Below are 24,102 nucleotides of genomic sequence, written 5' to 3' on the forward strand. Positions count from 1 at the left end.
AGCGGATGAGTTTTCCCGCAGCCCCGCCGCACGACCTGGCGGACGACCACACCGCGTTCCGCACGAACGCGATCGTTGTGGTGGTCATGGCCATGGTGCTGGGTGTGCCACACCTGCTGGCGGTCGCGGCCGGAATCCCGGGGGCGATCGCGGCCTACCTGACCGGCGAGGCCATGGTGATGGGCCTGCTGTGGCGCCGCCGCAATCCGCGCCGCATGCTCACCATCGTCACCATCGCCGGCATCGTCCAGATGCTCACGGTCAGTTGGCCGACGCTGTTCCTGGTCGTGATCCCGATCGCCGTGTATTCCTATGCCCGCTGGGTCGAGGGACGACCCCGGCTCGTGCTCGTGATCGGGTTCGCGGCGTCGGTGCTGGGCCCGGTCAGTTGGTTCCCGGGGTTGAGGCCGCCCGACTACGACATGACCTATGGCGGCGATGTCACCGCCCTGGTGTTGTTCGTGATCGTCTGCGCCGGCCTGGTCGTCACGCCGTATGCGTTCGGACGACGCATCCGCGACGCCGAGCTGGTGAAGGAACAGCGCATGCGCGCCCAGCAGGAGCAGTACCTGGCGGCCATCCGCAACCGGGAACAGGCCGTGCGCATGGCCGAGATCGACACCCGCAACCAGATCGCCCGCGAATTGCACGACATCGTGGCGCATTCGGTCTCGGTGATGATCGTGCAGGCCGAGGGCGGTCGCGCCATGGCCACGAAGAAGCCTGAGGCCGCCGCCGAGGTGCTCACCACGATCGCCGAGACGGGGCGCGAGGCGCTCACCGAGATGCGTCGGCTGCTGGGGGTGCTGCGCGCCGGCCCCGATTCCGGAGCCGGTGCCGCCGACTGGGCCCCGGCACCGCGTGTCGGCGACATCGCCGCGATGGTCGAGCGGGCCGGCGAGCGGGTCTCGTTCGAACAGGTCGGCATGGCGCCGCCGCTGTCGCAGGCACTGCAGCTGACCATCTATCGCATCGCCCAGGAGGGCGTCACCAACTTTCTCAAGCACGCCGGGCCCGATGCCCGCTGCCAGGTCGAGCTGCGCTACGAGGGCGAACGCGTCACGCTGAGCGTCGTCGACGACGGGCTGGGTGCGGGCGCGAGTTCGGACGGCGTGGGCCATGGACTGCGCGGCATGCACGAACGCGTGCAGGCCATGGGTGGCACCCTCGAGGCCCACCCGCGCCAGGGTGGCACCGGCCCTGACCAGCGCGGTTTCATCGTGCGGGCGACGTTCCCCTTCCGACCTGTGACGGGCCGCCAGCAGCGGGGGGCGCCCCCCCGGGGCGACGATTCAGGGGCGCCCGCCCGTCCAGTGGGAACCCCGCCCTCGCGGTCGGTGCCCTACCGCCCGCCGTATGCTCAGAACCCACCCATCCCCATTCCCCGTGACCCACGCCTGGAGGAATCATGAGTGAACAGTCCGGCGCGATCCGGGTGCTGCTGGTTGACGACCAGTCGCTGGTGCGCAGCGGGTTCCGCATGCTGATCGATTCCGAGGACGACATGGAGGTCGTCGGTGAGGCCAGCGACGGTGCCGAGGCGCTCGACCTGCTGCGCCGCACCACGGTCGATGTCGCCCTCATGGACATCCGCATGCCGGTCATGGACGGGGTCGAGGCCACCCGGCGGATCGTCGGCTCGAGCCTGCCCACGAAGGTGCTGGTGCTGACCACGTTCGACCTCGACGAGTACGTGTTCGCGGCGCTCAAGGCGGGTGCGTCGGGGTTCCTGCTCAAGGACGCCCGCCCGGACGACCTGCTGAGCGCGATCCGCAATGTGGCGGCCGGTGACGCCGTGGTCGCCCCCTCGGCCACCCGGAGGCTGCTGGAACATGTCGTGCCGATCCTGCCGAACAAGCCCGGTGTCGAGGACGAGCGGCTGGCGCTGCTGACCGACAGGGAGCGCGAGGTGCTGGTCGAAATCGCCCAGGGTGCCACCAATGCCGAGATCTCGGCGCGGTTGTTCATGGCAGAGGGCACGGTCAAGACCCACATCGGCAGGTTGTTGTCGAAGCTGCAGAGCCGTGACCGGGTGGGGCTGGTGCTGTTCGCCCACGAGGTGGGCCTGACCGGGCGCTGACGCCTCGGGACGACCCCGGTCCGACCCTGATCGCGGGTCGGTCCGGGGTCCACCTGTGGGATGACCCACAGGCCGGCACATCTCCGCCGGATGGCCGACGACGGTGAACCGGGCCGCGAAATAGGCTGGCAGCGACATCGCCGCACACGAGAGGCTGCCCCCATGACCGACGCACCCCCGCAGACCCAGCAGGCGCCCGCCGGCCCTGCCCCAGCCGATCAGGCTGGTCAGGCTGACCAGGGATTCGCCCCCTACCCCTCCCCCAGCCAGCAGGTGGCCCAGGGCATGACCCCGGGGCAGCCCGCACAGTCAGAGCCGCCTGTCGCCGAAGCCGTCGACCTCGTCAAGGTCTATGGCGAGGGCACCGCCCAGGTGGTGGCCCTCAACCGGGTCAACGTCCGGTTCAAGCGCGGGTCGTTCACCGCGATCATGGGCCCCTCGGGGTCGGGCAAGTCGACGCTGATGCACACCCTCGCGGGCCTCGACCGCATCACGGCGGGCCGGGTCTTCCTGGCCGGTGAAGAGCTCTCGACCATGCACGACGCCAGGCTCACCATCACCCGCCGCGACAAGGTCGGTTTCGTCTTCCAGGCATTCAACCTGCTGCCGACGCTGACCGCACGCCAGAACATCGTGCTGCCGCTCGATCTGGCCGGCAAGAAGGTCGACGAGCAGTTGTTCACCCAGATCGTCGATTCGCTCGGGCTGGCTGATCGCCTGAGCCACCGCCCGTCCGAGCTGTCGGGCGGCCAGCAGCAGCGCGTCGCCATCGCGCGGGCCATGATCACCCGTCCCGAGGTGATCTTCGCCGACGAGCCGACCGGGGCCCTCGACACCCGCACCAGCACGCAGCTGCTGGGCTACCTGCAGAATTCCGTGCGCCAGCTGGGGCAGTCGATCATCATGGTCACCCACGACCCCAAGGCCGCCGCCTATGCAGACCGCGCGCTCGTCCTCGTTGACGGGCAGATCGTGGACGACATCGCGAACCCGACCGTCGACTCGGTCAACGCCGCGATGAACCGCCTGGAGGCGTGATGCTGAAGAACGCGTGGAAGGAAGTGCGCTACCACCCCGGGCGGGTGGTAGCGACGCTGATTGCGATCGCGATCAGCGTGGCATTCATCGCCGGGGCGGCCGTGTTCCTGGCCACGGAGCAGAGCGCTATCGCCAAGCAGGGCTCGATCCAGTACTCGGCGAGCGACATCGTGGTGCAGCCTGACCTGTCCGGCGAACCGGGCACCGACGCGCAGCAGGTGGCCGACAAGATCAAGGCCGTCGACGGGATCGAGGCCGTCGATGCCACCTATGTCAGCGGGCTGAGCATGAGCAAGCCCGGCGGTCAGGCGGCCAGCATCGTCGTGATCTCCACACCGGCCGAGGGTTTCCGCTGGTCGAAGATCACCGAGGGTGCCTGGGCGCAGAAGGCCGACGAACTGACGCTGACCAAGCAGGTCGCCGGTGACCTGGACGCCAAGGTGGGCGACACCATCTATGCCCAGGGCCAGCCGATGCGGGTGGTGGGCATCTCGGACGACCCCACCACCAGGCTGAACGTCTATGCCTATGCGGGGCCGGAGTTCTTCACGTCACAGGAAGGCGGCGGTTCACCGGCCGGCTGGTCGGCCAACATCACCGACGGCGCCGACATCGACAAGGTGGTGGCCGACCTCAACGCGGCCGTGCCCGGCTACCAGGCCCAGACGGCCGCCGCGGCGATGGAGGAGTCCATCAACCAGCTGGCCGGTGGCGTCGAGGTGTTCCGCTACATCTTCGGTGTGTTCCAGTTCATCGCGATCGTCGTCGGCATGATCATCATCGCCAACACGTTCACCATCCTCATCACGCAGCGTCGCCGCCAGATCGGCCTGTTGCGTGCGGTGGGTGCATCGTCCGACCAGGTGCAACGGATGTTCCTGGGCGAGGCGCTGCTGCTGGGCATGATCGGGTCGCTGTTCGGCATCGTGCTCGGCTACCTGGTGGCCATGGCGGGGTCGTGGTACACGGGTTCGATCCAGTTCGGCGTCGGGTTCCCGTGGTTCTGGCTGCTGATCGCGTTCGGCGTCGGCACGCTGGTGACGGTGGCTGCGGCCTACATCCCGATCCAGAAGACGACCACCGTGAGCCCGCTCGAGGCACTGCAGCCGGTGCTCTCGGCCGACAAGCAGCGCAAGGCCTCGGGTGTGCGGGCCATCGTGATGGCGGCGATGTTCGCGATCGGTGTGGTGCTGGCGGTGCTCACGTTCGTCGGCCCGCGGGCACAGGCGCTGTGGTTCGCCGGTGGGGCCTCGTTCTTCCTGATCGTGTCGGTGCTGTTCTCGGCATCGTTGTACGTGCCCACGCTGCTGCGACTGCTCGGCCGGTCGGTCAGCTGGACGGGGCCCACGGCGCGGCTCGCAGTGATGAACTCGGCCCGCAACCCGCAGCGTGCTGGTGCGACGGCGCTGGCGCTGATGCTCGCGATGGGCCTGATCGTCGGGCTGCAGGTCGGCACGTCAACCGTGCGCGGCACGTTCGTCAACATGATCGAGGAACAGTTCCCGGTCGACATGACGCTGGCGACCATGACGCCGATGAAGCCCGAACACCAGGCGCTGGTCAAGAAGATGCAGAACATCGACCAGATCACCGCGCTGAGTGGTGGCATGGTGACCTCCGACTCGTTCGGCGACGTGGCAGTGCTGGCCGCTGATGACAAGTTGTCGGCTGCCGCCCCCAAGATGCCGGCCGTGACCGACGACACCGTCTTCGTGGGCAGTGGCCCGTCCGAGGGGTCGAAGCTCACGCTGACAGGCAAGGACGGCACCACGGTCACGCTGACCGTCAAGCGCTTCGGCGACGTGATGAGCGGCCAGGCGCTGGTCTCGCAGGCGACCATGCAGAAGCTGGTCGCCACGCCTGAGGTCTACGGCTACTGGATCAAGGTCAAGGACACGGGCCAGGTGGCCGAGATGCAGCAGGAACTGCTGCCCCTGTTCACCAGCGGTGAGATGGTCATGATGGGCGGCGGCGCGCTGATTGCCGACCTGGTCAACACGATCCTCGACATCCTGCTGGCGGTCGTGACGGCCCTGTTGGGTGTGGCCGTGGTGATCGCGCTGGTCGGTGTGGCCAACACGCTGGGCCTGTCGGTGATCGAACGGCGTCGCGAATCGGCGCTGTTGCGGGCGCTGGGCATGAAGCGTGGATCGCTGCGCTACATGCTGCTGATCGAGGCGGTGCTGCTGGCCATCACCGGCACGCTGGTGGGTCTGGTCGGTGGGGCCGGGCTGGCGTGGCTGGGGTTGAGTGGGTTGTTCCGGGCGATCGACCTGCCACTGTCCGACCTGAAGTTCTCGATCAACATCTGGCAGACGCTGATCCTGCTCGGGGTCGCGGTGGTCTGTGCCGGGCTGGCGTCGATCCTGCCGGGGCGGCGGGCGGCGCTGGCCAGCCCGACCGAGGCGCTGGCGATCGACTGAGGTTGCGAGCTGGGTGGCCGGTGGCCGGTGTCGGGCCGGTGTCGGGCCGGTCACCCAGCAATGTGCATCGACCGGGCGAAAAGGGCCTCTTGGGGGCCTTTTTCGCCCGGTCGATGCACGTTGCTGGGCCGGGGTGGTGGGTTGGTCTGCTGCATGGCTGCGCACGGACAACACCCGGCCGACGACGGACAACACCTGACGGGTTTCGGACGACACCCGGGACAACGCCCCCGCAGTGGACTGGGGGCATGCCGATCACCGCTGATGACCGCCTGCTGTTGGCCCGCCTGACCCGCCCCGAACGGTCAGTGCCTGTTGACGACGACACGCTGGTGGTGTTGCTCGGACGAGTCCAAGCCGGGGACGACCGCGCTGGTGAAGAGGTGCTGGCGGCGATGGCGTTCGGGCTGGCATCCATGGCCCGGACGAGTGTGCATTCGTCGCTGGGGGCATTCGTGTCGGCGGCGTGGTTCGTGGTCAGCGGGTTCAACCTCGAGCGGCGCAACCAGGTGCTCACGAACCTGCTGCTCGACACGTTGAAGCACCTGACCCGCGACCGGGTGACCCGGTGGGACCCGACGGTGCTGCCCCACCCCGACCCCGCCATGTGGGGGCCCGACATCAACCGCCACCGACCGGCGCGCGACGAGGCGAAACAGGTGCTCGACCAGGCGTCGTCCTTGCGGTTGATTGATGCGCCGACCCGTGAGGTGCTCGACCGGGTCTACCTGGCCGGGTATTCGGGGCGCGAGACGGCGGCACAGGTCGGGACCAGCCACGACATGGTGCGCTACCGATGCAGCCGGGCCATCAGGATGCTGCGCGAACACCGGGGAGAGCTGGTGGCGATGGGCTGGTGAGGGGCTGGGTGAGGGCAGTTCCCGGGAGCGGTGAGGGTGTGGGATGCGCCTCAACTGCGCAGCACCTGGCTTCTTCGACACGCACGGACTTGCACCAATCCTAAAAATACCCTGATACTGTCTGAACAAGTACACGAGGATCATCGCGACGAGGCGATTCCGGATGTGGCCCAAGATCGCCCGGGGGGTTGCTGGGGGTGACCAGCAGCCCCTTGGTGCATTTCTGGGCCCCTTACCCACCACGTAGCTGGCGTTGTTCGACGTGGCTGGCGTCTAGAGCGCCAGCCACGTCGATTAACGCCAGCCAGGTGGGGTTGGCCGGGCTCGTACCGGCTCAGCCCTGTTCGAGGCGCCAGGCCAGAAAGGTCGACAGGTCGCCCGAATCGCCGTCGCGTCCACCGCGGCCGACCACCAGCGGGGGCGGGCTCGGCTCGAGCTTCACCCCGCGCAGCCGGGCCATGAACCCCGCCGGCACCGTCAGCACGTAGTACTGGCCGTCATCACCCACCGCCACCGACCGGTTGGCGCGGATGTACCACCCCACCTTGTCCGTCTTCACGGTGTGCCCGTCCAGGGTCGACGCCACCAGCGGCTGGGTGGCAATGGCGCGGCGGCGGGCTTCGGCCACGAACTCATCCACGAGTTTCTGTGCCCGGGCCGACTCGTGCAACGCCTGGCCCTGGTGCAGCCGCGCGCGCAGTGCGGCGTCCTCGCGTCGCCGGGCAGCGGCGTCCGGGGGTGGTGTCGAGTCGCCCATGTCAGCGGTGGTCGGCCACAGCGTCGGCCAGCATGGGCTCGGCGGCGGCGCCGATCTGGGTGCCGCGGTTGAAGTCCTCGTCGCCGTACGCATTCGAGCGCCACCAGAAGAACCCGGCCAGCAGCAGGTAGAACACGCCGACGCCGACGAACACCACGACGTCGAACCCGCCGGGCGGCAGCAGCACCACGGCGATGAACGCCGCCACCACCATTGCGGCGTTGAACAGCATGTCGTAGATCACGAAAATGCGGCCCTTGTAGCGGTCGTCGACGTGGGCCTGCACCACCGTGTCGATGCAGACCTTGATCGCCTGGGCGAACAACCCGATCAGGAAACCGCCGACCAGCAGCGGGATGCGCTCGAAGATCGACCCGGGGAAGATCTGGGCAAGACCGCTGGCCACCAGCAGCACGATGACGGTCTTGCGCACGCCGATCTTGTGGGCAATGGGCGGCACCAGCACGGACGAAAGCATGAACCCGAGTCCGGTGGCTCCGGCCCACAGGCCGATGTCGGCCAGGGCAGCGTTGACATTGCTGACCTCGTGGAACGTGTTGCGGTAGCCGAGGATCATGCCGACGCTGATGAGCCCGAAGGCCAGGCGCTGCAAGAAGATCACGAGCAGGCCAAGCGCAGTGGGGCCCTGCTCGGACAGGTGCCGCATGCCCATGCGCAGACCGGTGATGACCTCACGGGTGCTGACGTCGTGCACCTCATCGGGGTCAGGGCCGAGTTCGTGCTTGGTGAACCGCATCGACAGGGCCACGGCCAGGGCGAACAACACGAAGGCGGCGACGAAGACGAGGGCGTCGGCCTGGTAGGCCGAGATCCAGTGCGGCGACAGCCCCAGCCGGAACCCCGCCGCGATGGCACCGCCAATCAGCACACCGAGTGGCCCGATCATCGGCATCACCGAGCTTGCGGTGAGGTATTCGCCCTTGTCAATCGTGTAGGGCAGGCCCGCGGTCAGCGCCGCCATCAAGAACCTGTTGAGGCTCATCGCGATGAGCAGCAGCACCATCATGGTGGCCTGCACCTCGAAGGCACGGCTGCCAGTGATGACCAGCGCGGCCAGTGCCAGTGCGATGACGCCGCGGATCGCATCGGTGATGGCGAGCACCCGCTGGCGCGGCCACCGGTCGAGCACCACCGAGACGAACGGGCCGATCACCGAGAACGGCAGCAGGGTGATGGCGAGCACCGCGGCAATGGCCAGGGCGTTGGGCTGCTCCTCGGGAGAGAACAGCACATAGCTGGCCATGCCGACCTGCAATGTGCCATCAGCAGCCTGGGTGGTGATGCGCACGGCCATGATCTTGCGGAACTGGGGATGACGCCCCAGCCGCTTGAGACTGTGCCACAGCTCCACCAACGGCTCCCTCTGTCAGGGGCCCTGCCTGTGCGCGGGCCTGATCCAGAATATCCAGCCGCACGGCCGGTCGGTGTTCTCTCAGGGACGTCACCGGGTGATTCGTCCGCGACTGTGGACCACGGTCTGATGCCGCATGACCCCTGGACGACGCCTGCGGGGGGCACCGGGCGCCGTATTCCCACCTCTGGCGGCCAGCCGCCGTCGGCGACATGATGGGATGGTCAGCACCCATCCCAACCATCCCCACCACGCCGCTGGAGGAACCCGTGACCGGACACATTCCCGAAGACGTCTCACCCGATGGACGCGACCTGCGCGAGTTCACCGACGAACTGCGCCGTGACCATGCGGTGGTGAAGAACGCACGCGGTGAATGGGTGTTCCTGAAGCACGAGGACGTCAGTGCCATCGCCCTCGATGACGAACGGTTCTCGTCGGCGGTCTCGCGGTTTCTGCAGGTGCCCAACGGGCTTGATGGCGACGAGCACACGGCCTTCCGGGCCGCGCTCGACCCGTTCCTGTCGGCCGAGGCGCTGGCCCCGTTCGAGCCGACCTTCGCCGACATCGCCACCGATCTGGTCGCCACCCTGCCCCGCGGTGAGGCCGTGGACGCCGTCGACACCATCGGCGCCCGCTTCGCCGTGCGGGCCCAGAGTGCCTGGCTCGGCTGGGGGCCCGAACTCGAGCAGACCCTGGTCGAGTGGGTGCAGAGCAACCACGAGGCCTCCAGGTCGGGCGACGGGACGCACCTGGCCGAGGTGGCCGAGCAGTTCGACGCGCTGATCCGTGGGGTGGTCGATGCCCGCCGCTCGTCGCATGGCGGGGTCACCGGCGACGACGTGACCAGCGACCTGATGCGCACCCACGTGCGGCGCGATGGGGTGCATGGACGAGCGCTGAGCGATGAAGAGCTCGTCTCGGTGTTGCGCAACTGGACTGGTGGTGACCTTGGCTCCATCGCCCTGTGTGTCGGGGTCATCGCGCACCACCTGGCCGGCGACGCCGCGCTGCAGAGCCGGGTGCGGTCGGGCGTCAGTGATGCCGAGCTCGACGCCATGATCGACGAGATGCTGCGCATCGACGACCCCTTCGTCACCAACCGGCGCATCACCACCTGCCCGGTCACGATCGGCGGCGTCGACCTGCCCGAGGGCGCCCGGGTGAAGCTGAACTGGACCTCGGCGAACCGCGACGAGACAGTGTTCGGCGACCCGGACGTGTTCGACCCCGTCGGCAATGCCCACCGCAACCTGGTCTACGGCCTGGGACGCCACGCCTGCCCCGGACGGCTGCTCTCGACCATCGAGTTGCGCGTGGCCACCCGCGCGCTGGTGGCCGGCACCACCTCGATCACCCTCGCCGAGGTCTCGGGCGAACGCGAGGTGCACCCGGTGGGCGGCTGGGCCGACTCACCGGTCATCCTGAACTAGCCTGGTCACAACGAACCTGTCACGCCGCCCGGAAACACCCCGCCAGGTGGTCGTCGATCAACCCCGCCGACTGCATCAACGCATGCATTGTCGTGGGCCCGACGAACTTGAACCCCCGCCGACGCAACTCTTTGCTGAGTGCCTTCGATTCGGACGTCTCGGTCAGGAAGTCCGCCAGCTCGCGTGGCCGTTCATGGTGCTCGGGCGCGAATGACCAGACCAGCTCGTCGAGGGCGCCGTCGTCCATCTCGTCGACCAGTCGGGCGTTGGTGATCGTCGCCTCGATCTTCGCGCGGTTGCGGATGATGCCGGCATCACCCATGAGCCGGCTGATGTCGTCCTCGTCGAAACGTGCCACCACCGCCGGGTCGAACCCGGCGAACACCTCACGGAACCGCGGCCGCTTGCGCAGGATTGTCAGCCACGACAGCCCGGCCTGGAAACCCTCGAGTGCGATCTTCTCGAACAGGGGCCGGTCGCCGTGCAGGGGCCTGCCCCATTCCTGGTCGTGGTAGCGGATGTAGTCGGGGTCAGCGCCCACCCAGGGGCAGCGTGGCACGTCGTCGGGTCCGGCTGTGATGTCGGCGGCGACGTCAGAGGGGATACCAGCAGTTGAGGTCATGCGCACACAGTACGTGTGCACTCTGACATCTCCGCCGAGTTATCCACAGGCCCCGCGCCAGTCACGAGGCAGGATGGCACATGGCCACCTTGACCTACTACACCGCCACCACGCTCGACGGCTTCCTGGCCGATCAGCACGACTCGCTGGCATGGCTGCTGCGCCAGGACCTCGACGAACACGGCAGCGCCAACTACGGCGATTTCATTCGAGACATCGGCGCGATCGTGATGGGTGCGACCACCTATGAATGGGTGCGCCAACACGACCCTGACAACTGGGAATACACCATGCCCACGTGGGTGCTGACCCATCGCGACCTCGCCGCTCCCCCCGGTGCCGACGTGCGGTTCAGCCAGGGGTCCGTGCGCCAGGTCTACGACGAGATGGCCGCCGCGGCCGGCGACAAGCAGCTCTGGGTGGTCGGCGGCGGTGACCTCGCCGGCCAGTTCGCGGACGAGGGCCTGCTGGACGAGATCGTGGTCAGCATCGCCCCGGTGGTGTTGGGCGCCGGCCGGCTACTGCTGCCCCGCAGGCTCGAACTCGAACTGCTCGAGACCGGCCGCAATGCCGGGTTCGTGACGGCGAGGTACCGGGTGGCGGGCAGGCTGTTGGAGGACCGCTGAGGCCAGCTTGCTCACAGCTCTATGCATACTCTTTCGAGGTATAGAGCTTGGTATAGAGCTTGGTGAAGAGCTGTACAGAGCCCGCGAAGAACCGCCGCTCCAGCAGTATGGACGCATGAGCTCACCCCACATCGACGAGATCCGGCGGCTCAAGGCCGAGCTGGCCAGCGCCAAGCAGACGATCGACCGGGTGGGCCAGGGGTTGAACCAGCTCGAGTTGCAGATGGGGCAGCAAAGCCCGGCACCGCCCAGGCAGCCGGTGACGGGTCCAGTCGCAGCCCCCACCCCCGCCGCACCCACCCCCGTCGCCCAGGCCGTGCCGGTGATGCGTCCACAGCTGCCGCCACCCACCCAGCCGCCCAGCGCGCTCGTGGCCTGGTGGCAGCGGGAGTCCACGATCGTCCGGGTGCTCGGCATCGCCGGCGCCATCGTCACCCTGATCGGACTGGTGCTGCTGCTCGTGCTCGCCGTGCAGCAGAACTGGTTCACGCCGACGCTGCGGGTCGTCCTGGGCACCGCACTGTCGGTCGGGTTGGTCGCGCTGGCCTGGCGGTTGCGGGCGACCGAGCGCCGGGCCGGACGATCGGGTGGCAGCGCGGTCGCTCTGGCTGCCACCGGTCACGCCGGCCTGTACCTGGTGGTGTTGGCCATCACGCAGCTGTACCACTGGGTCAGCACGCCGGTGGGGCTGGCGCTAGCCGGTGTCGTCGCCATCGCCGGCATCGCCACCGCCGTGAAATGGCAGAGCGAACAAATGGCCATCATCCAGGTGGTCGCCATCGGGTTGTTGGCGTTCCCGTTGGCGCAGTCGCCCGGCCTGGCCGCGGCGTTCGTCGTCATCATGGCCGTCGGGCTGGCCCCGGCCCACCTGCGCACCTGGCCCCGTCTGGGCGTCGTCAATTTCGTCACCGCGGGCTTCGTCCTGCTGACTGCCACGAGCGCGTTCGGCACTCGCCCCCACGAAGCGTTGCTGCTCACCGTCGTCTGTGCGGCGTTCTACCTGGCCGGCATCGGGTTCTCGGTCGCCGACGCGCGCAGACGCCGGGCCACCGCCTCGGGAGTGGTCGCCGCGATCGCATCCGGCTTGCCGTGGCTGGCCGTCGCCTGGGACCACGGCACCGCCACGGCGGTCGTGTTGTTGCTGGTCGCGGTGGTGATCGGGTTCGCGGCGTTCGTGCTGACGCCCCGCGACCGCACCGACGGCGACGGGTTCGGCTGGGCGACGATGGTCACCCCGACGTTGGCGGTGCTGGTGCTGGTGACCCGGCTGCCCGGTTCATGGGACTACCCAGCGGCGACGCTGCTGGCCGCCGCGACGGTGTTCGTGCTTGTCGCAGGCGTGTTGCGGGCCGAGCCGGTCGCCGGTGCCGGGGCCGTTCTCTCGGCCACGGGACTGCTCAGCCTGCTGCCCCTGTTGCTGAGCTCGTTCTCACGCGACGACATGGCCGACCAGCCATGGGTTCCGGTGCTGGTCACGGGGTTGTTGGCGGCGGTATGGGCCGGCTCGGCGCTGTGGACGGTCTCACGCCTGGCCCGCATGCAGTCGGCGCGGAGCGCCAGCCTGGTGCTCGCCGTATTGCTCGGCCTGTTGGGGTTGATGCTCGCGTCCGTTGCCACGGGCGTGGGCGTGGGCCGTTCGATCGGGGACGAGGACGCGGGGTTCACCTCGGGTCATGCCATCGGCACCATCGTCTGGATGCTGGCGGCGGCGATTCTGCTCGTGCGCGGGTTGAAGCGTGCCGAGCATGCCGACTTGGGCGTCAAGCTGGCGCTGGGACTGGCGGCGGTCGCGGTGGCGAAGCTGTTCTTGTATGACCTCGCGGCGCTCGACGGCATCTGGCGCGGCGCGGCATTTGTCGTTGTCGGGCTGCTGTTGCTGGGGCTGGGCATTGGCTATGCGAAGGCGTTGGAACGGGCGAAGGCGGCGGCGGACGGGGTTACGCCTCGACCACCGTCTGCGCTTCATGGTCCACCGGGAAGTTCACCGAAGCCCCGATGAAGCACGCCGCTGCAGCCTCATCGTGCAGCCCGGGCATTAGGGGCACATGGTCGGGGTCGGTCACGGTGACCCGCGGCCGCAGCAGCACCCGCGTGAAGTGCCCGCCGATCCCCTCCTGCTCGAGCCAGCCCTGGGGTTCGTCGTCGTACGCCGTGACCGTGACCCCGTGCATCACCGCCACGTGCAGCAGCGACAGCATGTGGCATTCGCTCAGGGCGGCGAGCAGCAGCACTTCGGGGTTCCAGCGGCCAGGGTCACCGCGAAAGGGCTTGTCGGCCGACAGTTCGAGGTCGGGCCGGCCGTCGCTGCGGGCGAGCACGTCGCGCGAATAGCTGCGGTAGCCGGACGTGCCCGAGCCTGTGTTTCCGGTCCAGGTGAGGGACAGCGAGTAGGTGTGGGTGGCCATGGCCTCAGCCTGCCACCGTGGCCGCGGGCGCGTCAGCGGCGTCCTCGGTTGTTGTGGGGACGACCCCAGCCGCGGTCTGCCCGCCCTCGAAACGATCAACGGCACGGTCATGGCGTGCGGTGACCGGGACGAGTTCAGTGGCGGCGGCGAGTCCCATCTTGCGCGTCGAGACGTAGATGCTTTCGGCGCTGGCGACCCGGAAGGTTTCGTGCCAGACGCCGACGGCTCCGGGTGCCTTGCGCAGGGCGGTGTTGAAGCGTCGCCAGGCGGGCCTGTGCGGCTGGCCGGTGTCAGAGGCGTAGTCGTAGAGCTTGTCGACCGAGTCCCAGTACTGCACGACGTAGGGACCGCCGCGGCCCAGCAGCAGTTCGAAGCCCAGGAAACCGGAGTCGGGGTCGGTGGCCAGTTCGCGCAGCATGCGTGGCATGGCGGCGGCCACGGGCAGCCAGAGGTCGGGCCGCCACCAGTGGTTGACCTGCATGCCGATGTGGAAGACGACGAGCTCGCCGGTGTGCTGGTGGGTCATGCGGGACGTGTGGACAGTGGGCATGGTGTCGCCTCTCATTCGATAGTGACGCTATCCATACTGGAGAGCGCTACTATCCAATGTCAAGAGGAGTGGGATGAGAATTTCGGAACTGGCCGCCACGTCGGGTGTGCCCGCGGCGACGATCAAGTACTACCTGCGCGAGAACCTGTTGCCAGCCGGCGAGCACACCTCGCCGACGCAGGCGTCGTATGGCGAGGTGCACGTGCGGCGGCTGCGGGTGATCCGGGCACTGATCGAGTCGGGCGTCAGCATCGCCGAGACACGCAAGCTATTGGCCGCGCTGGATGATCCGTCCGAGAAACCCAGCGACCTGATCGGCCAGGCTCACGCTGCGGTCACCCCGCGAGTGGACGAGGACCTTGACCTGGGTGCGGCCGAACAGGTGGTGGCGCGGCTGGGGTGGCAGCCGGGGGCATGTGATGACGCGGTGCTGGCCGGGGTGGCGCAGGCCCTGGTGGGGCTGGACCGGGCGGGGTTCGAGGTGCCGGCCGAGGTGATGGCGGCCTATGTGGACGCGATGCAGCGGATCGCGCGGGCGGAGATCGCGGGGATTCCCACGGACTCGGCGGAGGCGGCGGTGCGGTATGTGGTGCTGGGCTCGGTGCTGGTGGAACCGCTGCTGCTGGCGCTGCGGCGGGTGGCCGAACAGGTGGCGTCGACGGAGAGGTTCGGGCCGAAGTCGGTGGGCTGAGGGGTGGTCGGCGGCAGACTGGGTTTCGGGTCAAGAGTCGCGGCCGGAACCCCCGGAGTGGTCGCGCGGCAACCGGTGATCGCTCCGGTGCCCTCCGAGGAAGACCCGGCCGAGGCAGATGCCTTCGTCAAGCGGTCTTGCGCCAGCGAGGCCTGAAGCTTGAGGAGCCCTCCATGTCATCCACCGCGCAGCACCCGGGAAAGTTGAGCCGGACAGCACAGAAGCAGACCGGCGCAGATGGGCCGCGGCCTACAACCGCTACAAGCTGAACTGCCGAAATGCGCATCCCCATGTCGAGACGACATGGGAGGAGTACGAGCGGATGGGGCGGGAAGGCACGCTGGATCCGAATGTGCGGTACGACATCGTGCACAGGAGGGCGGGCGAGTAGCGGCAGGAGGTCTGGAACCCGTTCGACCGGCATCGAGAGGTCGCGATCTGCAAATCCGCCGCGATTGTTCTGCAGATAATGACCTCTCGCGAGGTGATTCGGTCCTCAGATCAGCTCTTCAACGGTGTTACGAGTCAGTTGCATCCTGCTGAGGCGCCGCATCCTCCGCAGCCGCATTGGGCCCCGCCGTCTCCCTCCGCTTGAACAGCGACCCAAACGCCCCAGCGACACCGCTCGCAGCATCGGCAATCGCTGCGCCCGCCTCATCCGCTGCCGCGGTGATCCGCCGCTTGTCGGGGACGCCGTCGCCGTCAGTGTCCACCGCCCGGAAGACGTCGGACGCGCGCTCGCGGGCGTCGGCTGCGGATGCGAGCATCCTGTCTCGCACCTCACCCGCTGCCTGGCCCCACCGCCTCGCGTCACTCGCCTCGTGGCCGGACTCAATGCCCAGCTTGCCGCGGAACTCCAGTACTCCAGAAGCAACGCTGTTGCTGGACTTGACCGCTGCCGGAGAGTTGAACGGGTTGAACAGCACCTTGGAGTTTGCCCGTTTGACCGTCTCGTCCATCTGCAGAAGCAACCTCTCGGTGCTCCGTCCGATCACCTCCAGCCGGTTCTCACGGACTGCGATGAGCCCCAACCGATGGTTGTCCAGCTCCTCCGGCGCGGCATCCAGCACTCGGTCGAGTTCAATGACCGCGGCCCCGTCCAGCAACTGGAATGTCCGCGCCAGTACCGCCAGCCATTCACGCACCTGGGGCTCGGCCTCCCGCGTGGCCTTGGCGACGTCGCCGAGGTCAGCATGCTTGGCGAGTTTCTCGGCGATTCCGTCCAGCTGACGCACGGCATACCCCTGGGTGCGCGCCAGCGACATGCTGGCACCCTGAACCTTGGACCAGGTCACATCGGACACGCGACCCACCTGGTCGCGGACCAGCAGGGCGTCCTCGATGATGAGGTCGACACCGATGAGGTCGGCCAGCACCGCATCCTTCTGGTTCCGCAGGATGTCGTCGACCTTCTCGTTGATCTCCTGCAGGTACTCGACAATTGCGTCCATCTGCTGCTGCATCGCCTGCTGCTGCATCATGGTCGAGATGGCCGCGAACGCGAAGGGCCCTTGAAGAAGAACAGTGGGCGTCCGTGCAATCTGGATCCACTGCTGGATGTCACCGGGCTTGCCGATCATCGCGTGGCTGACGCCGGGCGTCTTCGTGGGCATCAGCCCGAACTTGTTCACCGCCCTCGCGGAATCGGTCGTCAGCTTCACCCACCGTCCAGAGTTCGCGGCAATGTCGGCACCAACCTGCACCGCTGCGCCACCCGTGGCAGCGAACGATCGCAATCGCTGCACGTCCAGTTCACGGCTGGGGCTCTTGTCCAAGCCTGACTCGAGCAGGAACCGGTCCACATCCTGCGGGTTGCCGACGACAGCGATGCCATCGCCGTCACTCACCAATTCGATCCCATGATCCATGGTCGTCCACTTCTTCGGGCCACCCGCGGCGTCGCGGCTTGCTGGACACAACGTACAGCCCGTTCGAGACAGCAACCTTGCCTGCCCGTGGTTATCCAGCCCTCTCCCCCCTCACAGCCAGCTCACAGCCAACAGACAGCCCCCTCACCAACTGCCGGCCCAGACTCGAACTGTCACCTCTTCCGGGACCTCCTCACCACCCTGGCCCCGCACCAGAAAGGCAGTGCGATGAGCACCAACGAGTACCCGAACCAGCAGCCCAACCACCAGAACCAGCCGAACCAGCAGCCCAACCAACCGCTGCCGCCCCATTTCGTCGCCCCCAACACCCAGCACGCCTGGCCCGCGGCCGCACCCACCAGCTACTCGATGAACCAGCAGCCGTTCGTCCAGCAGCAACCCGCCACAACCCAAACGACCACACCCACCAAATCCCCCAAACCCCTCCGCCGCATCACCGACATCGCCGTCGCCGCAGTCCTCGCCGCTGCGCTCGCCGTGGGCGGCACCACGCTCGTCCTCGACCGCACCTCGTCGTCAGCCACAGGCACCACCACCGCCGTCGTCACCCAGAAGGTCGCCGTCGACGGGGGCACCAAGACCGCCGACCCCGACTGGACCACCATTGCCGCCAACGTCTCGGCCAGCGTCGTCTCGATCAATGTCACGACCCAGCAGGGCAGCGGGGCGGGCTCCGGCGTGGTCTGGGACACCGCCGGCCACATCGTCACCAACAACCACGTCGTCTCGGGGGCGACCACCGTCGAGGTGACCATGGCCGACCAGGTCACCTATGCCGCCAAGGTCGTCGCGACCGACCCGGTGACCGACCTCGCGGTCATCCAGCTCGAGAACCCGCCCAAGGACCTCACGCCCATCACCCAGCAGAAGACCGAACCCAAGGTCGGTGACCCGGTGATGGCGATCGGCAATCCGCTGGGACTCTCCGGAACCGTCACCACCGGCATCATCAGCGCCGTCGACCGCCCGGTCGTCAGCTCGGGTGAGGCCGGCTCGACCGCCAGCGTCACCCTCGCCCTGCAGACCAGCGCCGCGATCAACCCGGGCAACTCGGGCGGCGCGCTCGTCGATGCGGACGGCAGCCTGGTGGGCATCAACTCCAGCATCGCGACGCTCAGCCAGGGCCAGTCCCAGTCGGGAAGCATCGGCATCGGCTTCGCGATCCCGACCGCGCAGGTTGCGTCGGTGGTCGACCAGTTGATTTCTTCTGGACGCGCCGCGCACGCAGCGCTGGGCATCGCGGTGACCGACGGCACCGCAGACCTGGGCAGCACCGCGCTGACCGGGGCGAAGGTGGCCCAGCTGCAGTCCGGTGGAGCGGCCGAGGGCAAACTGCAGGCCGGTGATGTGGTGACCGCGGTCGACAACGAACGCGTGGCCTCTGCGGCGGCGCTGATCGGGGTCATCCGGTCGATGCAGGTGGGCAACACCGTGCAGCTGACGGTCTATCGCAGCGGCTCGTCCAGCCCGACGAGTGTGAGCGTGACGCTGGGTGATGCGAACAAGTGATGCGGGGGGGCGTCCCCCAGTCGCCACGCCCACCTGGCTGGCGCTCTTCGACCCAGCTGGTCCCTAGAGCGCCAGCCATGTCGAACAACGCCAGCTACGTGGTGAAACGGGACGGGACGGCGCCGGCGGGTCAGGCGCCCGCCGCCCCCTGCCCCCGCAGCGCCACTGGCCGCGGGTCCGCCCCGCCGAACGCCACCACCCGGTCCCAGAACCAGTCGGACGCGCTCGGCGCCAGCTCGACATCACCCTCGGGCCCGCGCCGGTACAGACACCCGTGCGGTCCCTCGATCAGGTACGCCCCTGCGTCATCGGTCAGCAGCTGCGAGAAGTACGACTCCTCGGCATCCCAGTGCGGGAATGCCGCCGGGTCGGCCTCGATCGCAGCATCCATCTCGGCGATCTCGGCCACTGACAGCAACCGGAACGGCTCATCGGCACCCCACAGCGCCCCCGTGCCCGGCTGCTGGCCGTCACGCCAGAGAGCGATGTCCCTGTCACCGCCGGATTCCGCCGCGATCTCGGCAGGTGCCGGCGGGCGCAGCACGGCCCGCAGTTCGGCCGGCATCACGTCGTCCAGCGCGGCCAGGGCATGCGCGAGCGAGGTGCCCGATTCGTTGGCGCGCAACGACTTCCAACTGAATTCCATGAGGCCCTGCTCGCGCAGCAGGTCGACCGACACCTCATGCTCATCGAGCGAGTCCATGATCGTGCGGATCATGTTCAGCAGCGGCGGTGCCACCTCATCGGTGGGGTCAATGCGCAGCATGCCCAACAGGTGCGCCTCGGCGTCGTCGAAGCGGTACTCGTGCATGTAGGCATAGGCCATGGCGTGGGCCAGGAACTCACTGCCCGGATCCGCCTCGAACGCCGGGCGGGCCGCTTCGAGGAACCGGGGTACCGGCGCGAACGTGATCAGCAGGTGCAGCGCCCGGTAGGTGAGCGCGCCGGGCATCGCATCGGCGGCCGTCCGCGCGCACATGGCCACGGCTTCGTCCATCATGTCCCAGCCGGTCTCAAGGTCGTCAGCCATCGCGACCAGCACGGCCAGGCGCATGTGGTCGAACCAGCCGTCCGGTTCGCGTCGCAGCACCAGCCGGGCCCAGTGCAGCGCCTGGTCGTAGTTGCGCTCATGCGCCTCGAGGTCTCGCAGTTCGCGGACGGCGTTGACGAACTGCTGGTCATGCAGACCGACCAGGTCGTGCAGCACCTTGCGCGCCTCGTCGACTTCACCGCGGGCATCGTGCCAGCGCGCGAGCAGGATGCGCATGCCGCTGCGTCCGGGTTGGGCGAGCAGCACCCTCATCGCGAGCCGCGGAATCTCGGGATGGGTCGGCTGGGCCTCGTACAGCTCCCAAGCCAGTTCCGCGTCGCGCTCGGCGGGGTCGGTGATCCGTTCAGTCATGTCACTCATCGCATTCCATGCTTCACCCGGTAGGCACGCAACTGGTCAAAGGTGCCGTCGTCGACGCCGTATTCGAGCACCGGCGCCACCTGGTCGAACCAGGTCGCGGTCGACGGCGTGATCGTCTGTGCGACGGCGAGCGCCGCCTCGGTGGTCACCGGGACGATGGCGCCTGCAGCCATCGACGCCGACATTGACTGCTGCAGGCTGGCCTTGGCCAGCTGGGCGATGTCGGCGCCCGAGAAGCCGTCAGTCGCCGCGGCGACGGCGTGCACGTCGACCTCGGCGGGCTTGCCCCTGAGCGCACCGGCCAGGATGCCCGCGCGTGCCGGGGCATCGGGGGGCAGCACCAGTACGGTCTTGTCGATGCGTCCGGGGCGGCGCAGGGCGGGGTCGATGTCCCAGGGCCGGTTCGTGGCGGTCAGAAAGTACACGCCGTCGTTGTCGCTGGCCACACCGTCGAGCTCTTCGAGCAGCTGGGTCAGCATCATCCGGGTGGCCTTCGAGCCGCCGCCGCCCGAGGTCCTGCGCCCGCCGAGCGCGTCGAACTCGTCCAGAAAGATCACACACGGGGACGCGGCACGCGCGTGCCGGAACACACTCTGGATCGCCTTCTCGGACTCGCCGAGCCACTGGCTCAACAGGTCGGCGAGGGTGACGTGCATGAACGACGCCCCCAGGTCACCCGCGATGGCCTTGGCCAGAAAGGTCTTGCCGCACCCGGGCGGGCCGCACATCAGCAGCGAACCACCCGGACGCTGGCCGAACGCGGCGGCCAGTTCAGGGTTACGCAGCGGCGCCAGGAAGGTGAGGTCGAGGTGCTGCTTGACCTCATGCAAGCCCGCGACGTCGGCGAGGGTGATGCGGGGGCGCTGGGTGTCCCAGCGATTGTCGACGGTGACGGGGTCGTCCGGGTCGGTGTCGGGGTCGGCGTCGGAGGGAGCTGGGACCGGGGTGGGTTCTGGGGTGGGCGCTGCCGGCGTCAGTGGCTCGCCCTTGCGCATCCGTGCGGCCATCAACCGGGCCCGCAGCACGCGCACTCGCGCAGGGTCGGCGCCGGCGGCTTCGAACTCGTCGAGCTCGTGGGCGGCCCGGTCCGGGTCGGAGCCCAGCAGCAGCGTCACGAAGTCCTCACGCAGGGCCAGGTTGGTGGGGTCGGCCCGCACCTCGTGCTCGATCACCCCAAGGAAATCCAGGTCGTCGGCCATGTGATGTGCGTCCCTCCCGTTGGCTGCGGGGAAGCCTACAAGGGTATCCGGGTCAGTGGGCGTGCTGGGTTCGCGGTGCCGAACCGTTGGTAGTCGAACGGTTCGGCATCGCTGGGCACGCGGCTGAGGGGGTCAGCGGGAACCGCTCACCGGCGATTCCCCCGGGCGACGGCCACCTCTGCCGGGGCCAGATCGATCGCTGGAGTGCCCGCCACGACCAGGTCTGCGCGTTGCCAGGGACGGTCGGCCGCCAGGAACCCCACCTCGTGGGCCATCCACTCGTCCCAGAAGGCAATCGCCTGCTCGCGGTCACCGTTGACGCCCGTGGCGAGGTCGCGCTCGATGCCGCGGCGCCGGGCCTCGTCCTCGTCGGACTGCACCCAGATGGCCCCGTCGACCAGCCCCGCGACCGCTTCTTGGGACGCGCCGACACCCTCGACGATCACTGCGGCGAGCCCGGCCGGTAGCCGCATGGACCCCGCGCGCCCGTGGGGTCGCCATGCCGGCGGTGTGAAGTCCACCGGGCGGCCCTGGGCCAACGGCTGCAGCACGCCGTCGCGCAGCAGGTGCCCCCACGCGAAGTGCGGCTCGTGCCAGGCAACGTCGTCGGTGTGGACGACCGCAGCCCCCGGAATCGCCGCCTCGAGGACGGCCGCCAGCGTCGACTTGCCCGAGGCGCTGCGGCCGTCCACGGCGATGACGACGGGACGACCACTCGGACGAACGGTCGGCATGAGATGGTCGACCAGCTGCGGGATCGACCAGGCAGCCCAGGGCCCGGCCTCGGGTTCAGCATCGGGAACGATCATGGCCACGTCCACGATAATGACAGCCGGCCGGGACGCCGCACCTCTGCGGTGCGCGGCGCACCCCCTGGATTAGAACACAAACCTGCCCCCGATATTTCGAGGGCAGGTTTGACTAATGCAAGCGGCGGCCGAGGCGATACCTCAGCGCACGTCCACGAACACCGGGTTGGCATAGAACCAGGTGTCGATCCATGGGTTGCCGTCACCCACGTTGTCGCCGTGGCGGATCGGGCCCGCCGGGTCGACGGCCGCGCCGTAGTAACCCGCACCGTTCCGGTTGCCGTCCGAGCCGCGCAGGCGGAAGTAGAACGACCCCTGCACATCGGCGAAGGTGTAGGTGAGGGTGAAGGTGCCGCGGCGTCCGGTGGTGTCGAACTGCTTGACCACGCGGGTGGCCGGGGCGCGCAGCGCCGACTGGTCAGCAACCGGGCCGGTGACCGGGCCCGCGATGACGTCGACATGGGCCAGGTGCGGCAGGATGCCGGCGAAGTTCTCGTGATCGGTGGTGGTCACGGTGATGCTGACCTCGACGTCCTGGCCCTTCTTGGCCAGCAGGGTGCCGCCGAGCGTCACACCCGGTCCACCGGACGCATTGCCGAAGCCATTGCCCTGGCCCTTGCCGCGGCCGTTGCCCTTGCCGGGCTGCTTCGCCACCGCACGGACGTCCAAGCCCGCGACGAGGTGGCCGTGGTCAACCCAGCTGCGACCGGCGCGCAGGCCAGCCATGACGCCGGCGTACGAACGGTCGGTGACGCCGACGTGGTTGCGCGAGAACTGGCCGGGCCAGTAGTCCGAGCCACCCTGCGGTTCGCCGGTGTCGACCGGGTCGGGACGCTTGCCCTCGACGGCCCAGCGGTCGAACTCGCGCGGGATCGAGGTGTAGGGCTCGGTGTTCGGGTAGTCGCCGATACGCCAGGTGTCCTTGACGGTCAGGTGGTTGTCGGAGTTCGATGAGATGAAGAACTTCTTGCCCTCGGCGAGCATCGAGTCCCACAGGCCACCGACGGTCGCGGTCATCCAGTCGAAGCCACCGAAGGGGCGGTACATGTCCGCGGCGTAGCCGGTCCACGAATCGGGGCGCGGGTTGTTGGTGTATTCACCGCGCTGGTCGCCGGGCCAGACATTCTTGCCGGCGCCATAGCCCTGGGCCCCGGGAGCGCCCTCCATGCCGATCATGATCGACGGGTCGGCGTCACGCCACGCACGCATTTCGCTCGGGGAATCGATGCCCAGGCGCATGGGGTGGTTGGCGATGATCAGGGCATCGGCGATGCGCTTGTCACGCACCTGACCACCGAGCCACGCGATGGCCTCGACGGCCTTGGCCTCCTGGAATGCCTCGGCCTCGGATCCGACCGGGGGCTTCTCCCAGCCGTTGAGCTTGCCGTCCCAGGCCAGCTCGAAAGCGCGCAGGGTGGTGGCCTCGTTCTCGCCGGGGTGCACGAACACCGTGCAGTGCTCAGCGGCCGGGATGTACCACTCGATGCCCTGGAAGATCAGCAGGTTGCGCTGGGCACGCTCGGCCTTGATCTGCTCGAGCGAGCTGTAAACACCCTTGTCAGCGTGGGCGAAGTTGGAGTGCTCGGTGAACACCAGCCAATCGACACCCCACTGCTCGGCGTTGTCGAGCTGCTGCTTGATCAGGTACTTGGCGTCGTGGCTGTACTGGGTGTGCACGTGGTGGTCGCCGACCAGCCAGGTCAGTTCGGGGTCGGACGAGCGGGGCGCGGCGGCCGCGGTGGATGCGCCGGCCACGCCCAGCCCCGCAGCGGCGGCCAGTGCGGCGCCGGAGGCGAGGATGCCGCGGCGGCTGAAGCCCAGCTGGGCAAGTTCGCGGTCGGCGGCGGCGGTGAAGCCGGCCAGCTCATCGGGGGTGGGGGTGTGGTCACAGGTGTCGCACATCGGTGTCCTCCTGGGTCTTTCAAACTTCAATGATGTGGTGGTGCCGCGCGTCACGTTATGGCCCCCGGATCACGGGACGGGGGCAGGACAGGTGGCATCCCGGTGAAGGGTTGGTGACGTTTCGGGGCTGCTGGGGATGAACGCCTCGTGGGAGGGGATGCGGGGCTGATGGGGATGCGCGGCTGATGGGAATGCGGGGCTGATGGGGATGCGGGGCTGATGGGGATGCAGGCCTGGGCGGATGCGGGCCTGCTCGTCCACCCGACCGGCCGCAAACCTGCACAACTGGCACTGGCGCCCCGTCCGCAACCCGAATCGGCCGAATCACATGCACACGCGCCAGCGGTGCCACTTCTGCAACTCGGCAACCCTGGACCCGACCCCGCCCGGCCCGACCCCACCCGACCCCCCACCACACCCCTCCTCAGGAACACCGGCAGGATCGTCCCCCGACGGGCCGCAAACCTGCACAACTGGCACTGTCGCCCCGTCCGCAACCCGAATCGGCCGAATCACCTGCACACGC

20 protein-coding genes and 1 riboswitch are annotated in these 24,102 nt (G+C 68.4%); of the genes, 10 read left to right on the forward strand and 10 right to left on the reverse strand.

What is annotated here, in order from left to right; all coding sequences use genetic code 11:
* The first annotated feature begins 5 nt into the window (after nt 1-5).
* The 5 genes from ACQCX5_RS05365 to ACQCX5_RS05385 all read left to right on the forward strand — a co-directional run bounded on the left by ACQCX5_RS05365 (nt 6) and on the right by ACQCX5_RS05385 (nt 6,401).
* Nucleotides 6-1,412 carry a sensor histidine kinase gene (locus ACQCX5_RS05365; RefSeq protein ID WP_434540983.1) on the forward strand — a complete coding sequence of 469 codons (1,407 nt, stop codon included), beginning with the start codon at nt 6-8 and terminating at the stop codon, nt 1,410-1,412.
* On the forward strand, nt 1,409-2,080 hold the full coding sequence (locus tag ACQCX5_RS05370; protein WP_434540984.1) for a response regulator transcription factor: 672 nt from the start codon (nt 1,409-1,411) through the stop codon (nt 2,078-2,080). The genes ACQCX5_RS05365 and ACQCX5_RS05370 overlap by 4 nt, the downstream gene beginning before the upstream one ends.
* A 162-nt stretch (nt 2,081-2,242) precedes the next feature.
* Nucleotides 2,243-3,118: an ABC transporter ATP-binding protein gene (locus tag ACQCX5_RS05375; RefSeq protein ID WP_434540985.1), complete on the forward strand. Its 876-nt coding sequence runs from the start codon at nt 2,243-2,245 to the stop codon at nt 3,116-3,118.
* The gene (locus ACQCX5_RS05380; RefSeq protein ID WP_434540986.1) at nt 3,118-5,541 is read left to right on the forward strand and encodes an ABC transporter permease; all 2,424 of its coding nucleotides are present in this window, start codon (nt 3,118-3,120) and stop codon (nt 5,539-5,541) included. Before ACQCX5_RS05375 ends, ACQCX5_RS05380 begins: the two co-directional genes overlap by 1 nt.
* 248 nt (nt 5,542-5,789) lie before the next feature.
* On the forward strand, nt 5,790-6,401 hold the full coding sequence (locus ACQCX5_RS05385) for an RNA polymerase sigma factor (protein ID WP_434540987.1): 612 nt from the start codon (nt 5,790-5,792) through the stop codon (nt 6,399-6,401).
* A 334-nt stretch (nt 6,402-6,735) separates the two neighbouring features.
* On the opposite strand, the gene ACQCX5_RS05390 is transcribed toward ACQCX5_RS05385, so the two are convergent.
* Entirely contained in the window at nt 6,736-7,158 is a 423-nt protein-coding gene (locus tag ACQCX5_RS05390) for a hypothetical protein (RefSeq protein WP_434540988.1), read from the reverse strand.
* Between the two features lies 1 nt (nt 7,159).
* A complete protein-coding gene (locus tag ACQCX5_RS05395; RefSeq protein ID WP_434540989.1) occupies nt 7,160-8,530 on the reverse strand; it encodes an MFS transporter in 1,371 nt (456 codons plus the stop codon).
* Nucleotides 8,531-8,799: 269 nt separating this feature from the next.
* Here ACQCX5_RS05395 and ACQCX5_RS05400 point away from each other — a divergent pair, with 269 nt between their 5' ends.
* A complete protein-coding gene (locus ACQCX5_RS05400) occupies nt 8,800-9,963 on the forward strand; it encodes a cytochrome P450 (protein WP_434540990.1) in 1,164 nt (387 codons plus the stop codon).
* Between the two features lie 19 nt (nt 9,964-9,982).
* Here the strand turns inward: ACQCX5_RS05400 and ACQCX5_RS05405 are convergent, their stop codons facing one another.
* Nucleotides 9,983-10,585, reverse strand: a complete 603-nt coding sequence (locus ACQCX5_RS05405; RefSeq protein ID WP_434540991.1) for a DNA-3-methyladenine glycosylase I — start codon at nt 10,583-10,585, stop codon at nt 9,983-9,985.
* Nucleotides 10,586-10,665: 80 nt separating this feature from the next.
* On the opposite strand from ACQCX5_RS05405, the gene ACQCX5_RS05410 reads away from it, so the two are divergent.
* Both ACQCX5_RS05410 and ACQCX5_RS05415 read left to right on the forward strand, forming a co-directional pair.
* Nucleotides 10,666-11,211: a dihydrofolate reductase family protein gene (locus ACQCX5_RS05410; protein WP_434540992.1), complete on the forward strand. Its 546-nt coding sequence runs from the start codon at nt 10,666-10,668 to the stop codon at nt 11,209-11,211.
* Nucleotides 11,212-11,326: 115 nt separating this feature from the next.
* On the forward strand, nt 11,327-13,210 hold the full coding sequence (locus ACQCX5_RS05415) for a DUF2339 domain-containing protein (protein ID WP_434540993.1): 1,884 nt from the start codon (nt 11,327-11,329) through the stop codon (nt 13,208-13,210).
* Here the strand turns inward: ACQCX5_RS05415 and ACQCX5_RS05420 are convergent.
* Nucleotides 13,149-13,616, reverse strand: a complete 468-nt coding sequence (locus ACQCX5_RS05420; protein WP_434540994.1) for an OsmC family protein — start codon at nt 13,614-13,616, stop codon at nt 13,149-13,151. The two genes, ACQCX5_RS05415 and ACQCX5_RS05420, sit on opposite strands and share 62 nt — an antisense overlap.
* Before the next feature lie 4 nt (nt 13,617-13,620).
* The gene (locus tag ACQCX5_RS05425; RefSeq protein ID WP_434540995.1) at nt 13,621-14,166 is read right to left on the reverse strand and encodes a DUF4188 domain-containing protein; all 546 of its coding nucleotides are present in this window, start codon (nt 14,164-14,166) and stop codon (nt 13,621-13,623) included.
* Nucleotides 14,167-14,239: 73 nt separating this feature from the next.
* On the opposite strand from ACQCX5_RS05425, the gene ACQCX5_RS05430 reads away from it, so the two are divergent.
* Nucleotides 14,240-14,857, forward strand: a complete 618-nt coding sequence (locus ACQCX5_RS05430) for a MerR family transcriptional regulator (RefSeq protein WP_434540996.1) — start codon at nt 14,240-14,242, stop codon at nt 14,855-14,857.
* 28 nt (nt 14,858-14,885) lie between these two features.
* Nucleotides 14,886-14,997: riboswitch (SAM riboswitch) on the forward strand.
* A gap of 378 nt (nt 14,998-15,375) precedes the next feature.
* Here the strand turns inward: ACQCX5_RS05430 and ACQCX5_RS05435 are convergent.
* Entirely contained in the window at nt 15,376-16,707 is a 1,332-nt protein-coding gene (locus ACQCX5_RS05435; protein WP_434540997.1) for a hypothetical protein, read from the reverse strand.
* A gap of 246 nt (nt 16,708-16,953) precedes the next feature.
* Between ACQCX5_RS05435 and ACQCX5_RS05440 the strand changes: the two genes are divergently transcribed.
* A complete protein-coding gene (locus ACQCX5_RS05440) occupies nt 16,954-18,255 on the forward strand; it encodes a S1C family serine protease (protein WP_434540998.1) in 1,302 nt (433 codons plus the stop codon).
* Nucleotides 18,256-18,385: 130 nt separating this feature from the next.
* On the opposite strand, the gene ACQCX5_RS05445 is transcribed toward ACQCX5_RS05440, so the two are convergent.
* The 4 genes from ACQCX5_RS05445 to ACQCX5_RS05460 all read right to left on the reverse strand — a co-directional run bounded on the left by ACQCX5_RS05445 (nt 18,386) and on the right by ACQCX5_RS05460 (nt 23,576).
* Nucleotides 18,386-19,666 carry a tetratricopeptide repeat protein gene (locus ACQCX5_RS05445; RefSeq protein WP_434540999.1) on the reverse strand — a complete coding sequence of 427 codons (1,281 nt, stop codon included), beginning with the start codon at nt 19,664-19,666 and terminating at the stop codon, nt 18,386-18,388.
* On the reverse strand, nt 19,663-20,865 hold the full coding sequence (locus tag ACQCX5_RS05450; RefSeq protein WP_434541000.1) for an ATP-binding protein: 1,203 nt from the start codon (nt 20,863-20,865) through the stop codon (nt 19,663-19,665). The genes ACQCX5_RS05445 and ACQCX5_RS05450 overlap by 4 nt, the downstream gene beginning before the upstream one ends.
* Before the next feature lie 146 nt (nt 20,866-21,011).
* Entirely contained in the window at nt 21,012-21,674 is a 663-nt protein-coding gene (locus ACQCX5_RS05455; RefSeq protein ID WP_434541295.1) for a uridine kinase family protein, read from the reverse strand.
* Nucleotides 21,675-21,815: 141 nt separating this feature from the next.
* On the reverse strand, nt 21,816-23,576 hold the full coding sequence (locus ACQCX5_RS05460) for a PHP domain-containing protein (RefSeq protein ID WP_434541001.1): 1,761 nt from the start codon (nt 23,574-23,576) through the stop codon (nt 21,816-21,818).
* Between the last annotated feature and the right edge of the window lie 526 nt (nt 23,577-24,102).

It is taken from the genome of Aestuariimicrobium sp. G57 (assembly GCF_050110855.1).
GTDB lineage: Bacteria > Actinomycetota > Actinomycetes > Propionibacteriales > Propionibacteriaceae > Aestuariimicrobium.

What these genes read in the sequence shown, in the direction of transcription:
- ACQCX5_RS05450 (WP_434541000.1), bottom strand. Translation starts at nt 20,865, where the DNA reads ATGGCCGACGACCTGGATTTCCTTGGGGTGATCGAGCACGAGGTGCGG.
- ACQCX5_RS05380 (WP_434540986.1), top strand. Translation starts at nt 3,118, where the DNA reads ATGCTGAAGAACGCGTGGAAGGAAGTGCGCTACCACCCCGGGCGGGTG.
- ACQCX5_RS05445 (WP_434540999.1), bottom strand. Translation starts at nt 19,666, where the DNA reads ATGAGTGACATGACTGAACGGATCACCGACCCCGCCGAGCGCGACGCG.
- ACQCX5_RS05440 (WP_434540998.1), top strand. Translation starts at nt 16,954, where the DNA reads ATGAGCACCAACGAGTACCCGAACCAGCAGCCCAACCACCAGAACCAG.
- ACQCX5_RS05410 (WP_434540992.1), top strand. Translation starts at nt 10,666, where the DNA reads ATGGCCACCTTGACCTACTACACCGCCACCACGCTCGACGGCTTCCTG.
- ACQCX5_RS05365 (WP_434540983.1), top strand. Translation starts at nt 6, where the DNA reads ATGAGTTTTCCCGCAGCCCCGCCGCACGACCTGGCGGACGACCACACC.
- ACQCX5_RS05375 (WP_434540985.1), top strand. Translation starts at nt 2,243, where the DNA reads ATGACCGACGCACCCCCGCAGACCCAGCAGGCGCCCGCCGGCCCTGCC.
- ACQCX5_RS05405 (WP_434540991.1), bottom strand. Translation starts at nt 10,585, where the DNA reads ATGACCTCAACTGCTGGTATCCCCTCTGACGTCGCCGCCGACATCACA.
- ACQCX5_RS05430 (WP_434540996.1), top strand. Translation starts at nt 14,240, where the DNA reads ATGAGAATTTCGGAACTGGCCGCCACGTCGGGTGTGCCCGCGGCGACG.
- ACQCX5_RS05455 (WP_434541295.1), bottom strand. Translation starts at nt 21,674, where the DNA reads ATGATCGTTCCCGATGCTGAACCCGAGGCCGGGCCCTGGGCTGCCTGG.
- ACQCX5_RS05390 (WP_434540988.1), bottom strand. Translation starts at nt 7,158, where the DNA reads ATGGGCGACTCGACACCACCCCCGGACGCCGCTGCCCGGCGACGCGAG.
- ACQCX5_RS05385 (WP_434540987.1), top strand. Translation starts at nt 5,790, where the DNA reads ATGCCGATCACCGCTGATGACCGCCTGCTGTTGGCCCGCCTGACCCGC.
- ACQCX5_RS05370 (WP_434540984.1), top strand. Translation starts at nt 1,409, where the DNA reads ATGAGTGAACAGTCCGGCGCGATCCGGGTGCTGCTGGTTGACGACCAG.
- ACQCX5_RS05460 (WP_434541001.1), bottom strand. Translation starts at nt 23,576, where the DNA reads ATGTGCGACACCTGTGACCACACCCCCACCCCCGATGAGCTGGCCGGC.
- ACQCX5_RS05425 (WP_434540995.1), bottom strand. Translation starts at nt 14,166, where the DNA reads ATGCCCACTGTCCACACGTCCCGCATGACCCACCAGCACACCGGCGAG.
- ACQCX5_RS05415 (WP_434540993.1), top strand. Translation starts at nt 11,327, where the DNA reads ATGAGCTCACCCCACATCGACGAGATCCGGCGGCTCAAGGCCGAGCTG.
- ACQCX5_RS05420 (WP_434540994.1), bottom strand. Translation starts at nt 13,616, where the DNA reads ATGGCCACCCACACCTACTCGCTGTCCCTCACCTGGACCGGAAACACA.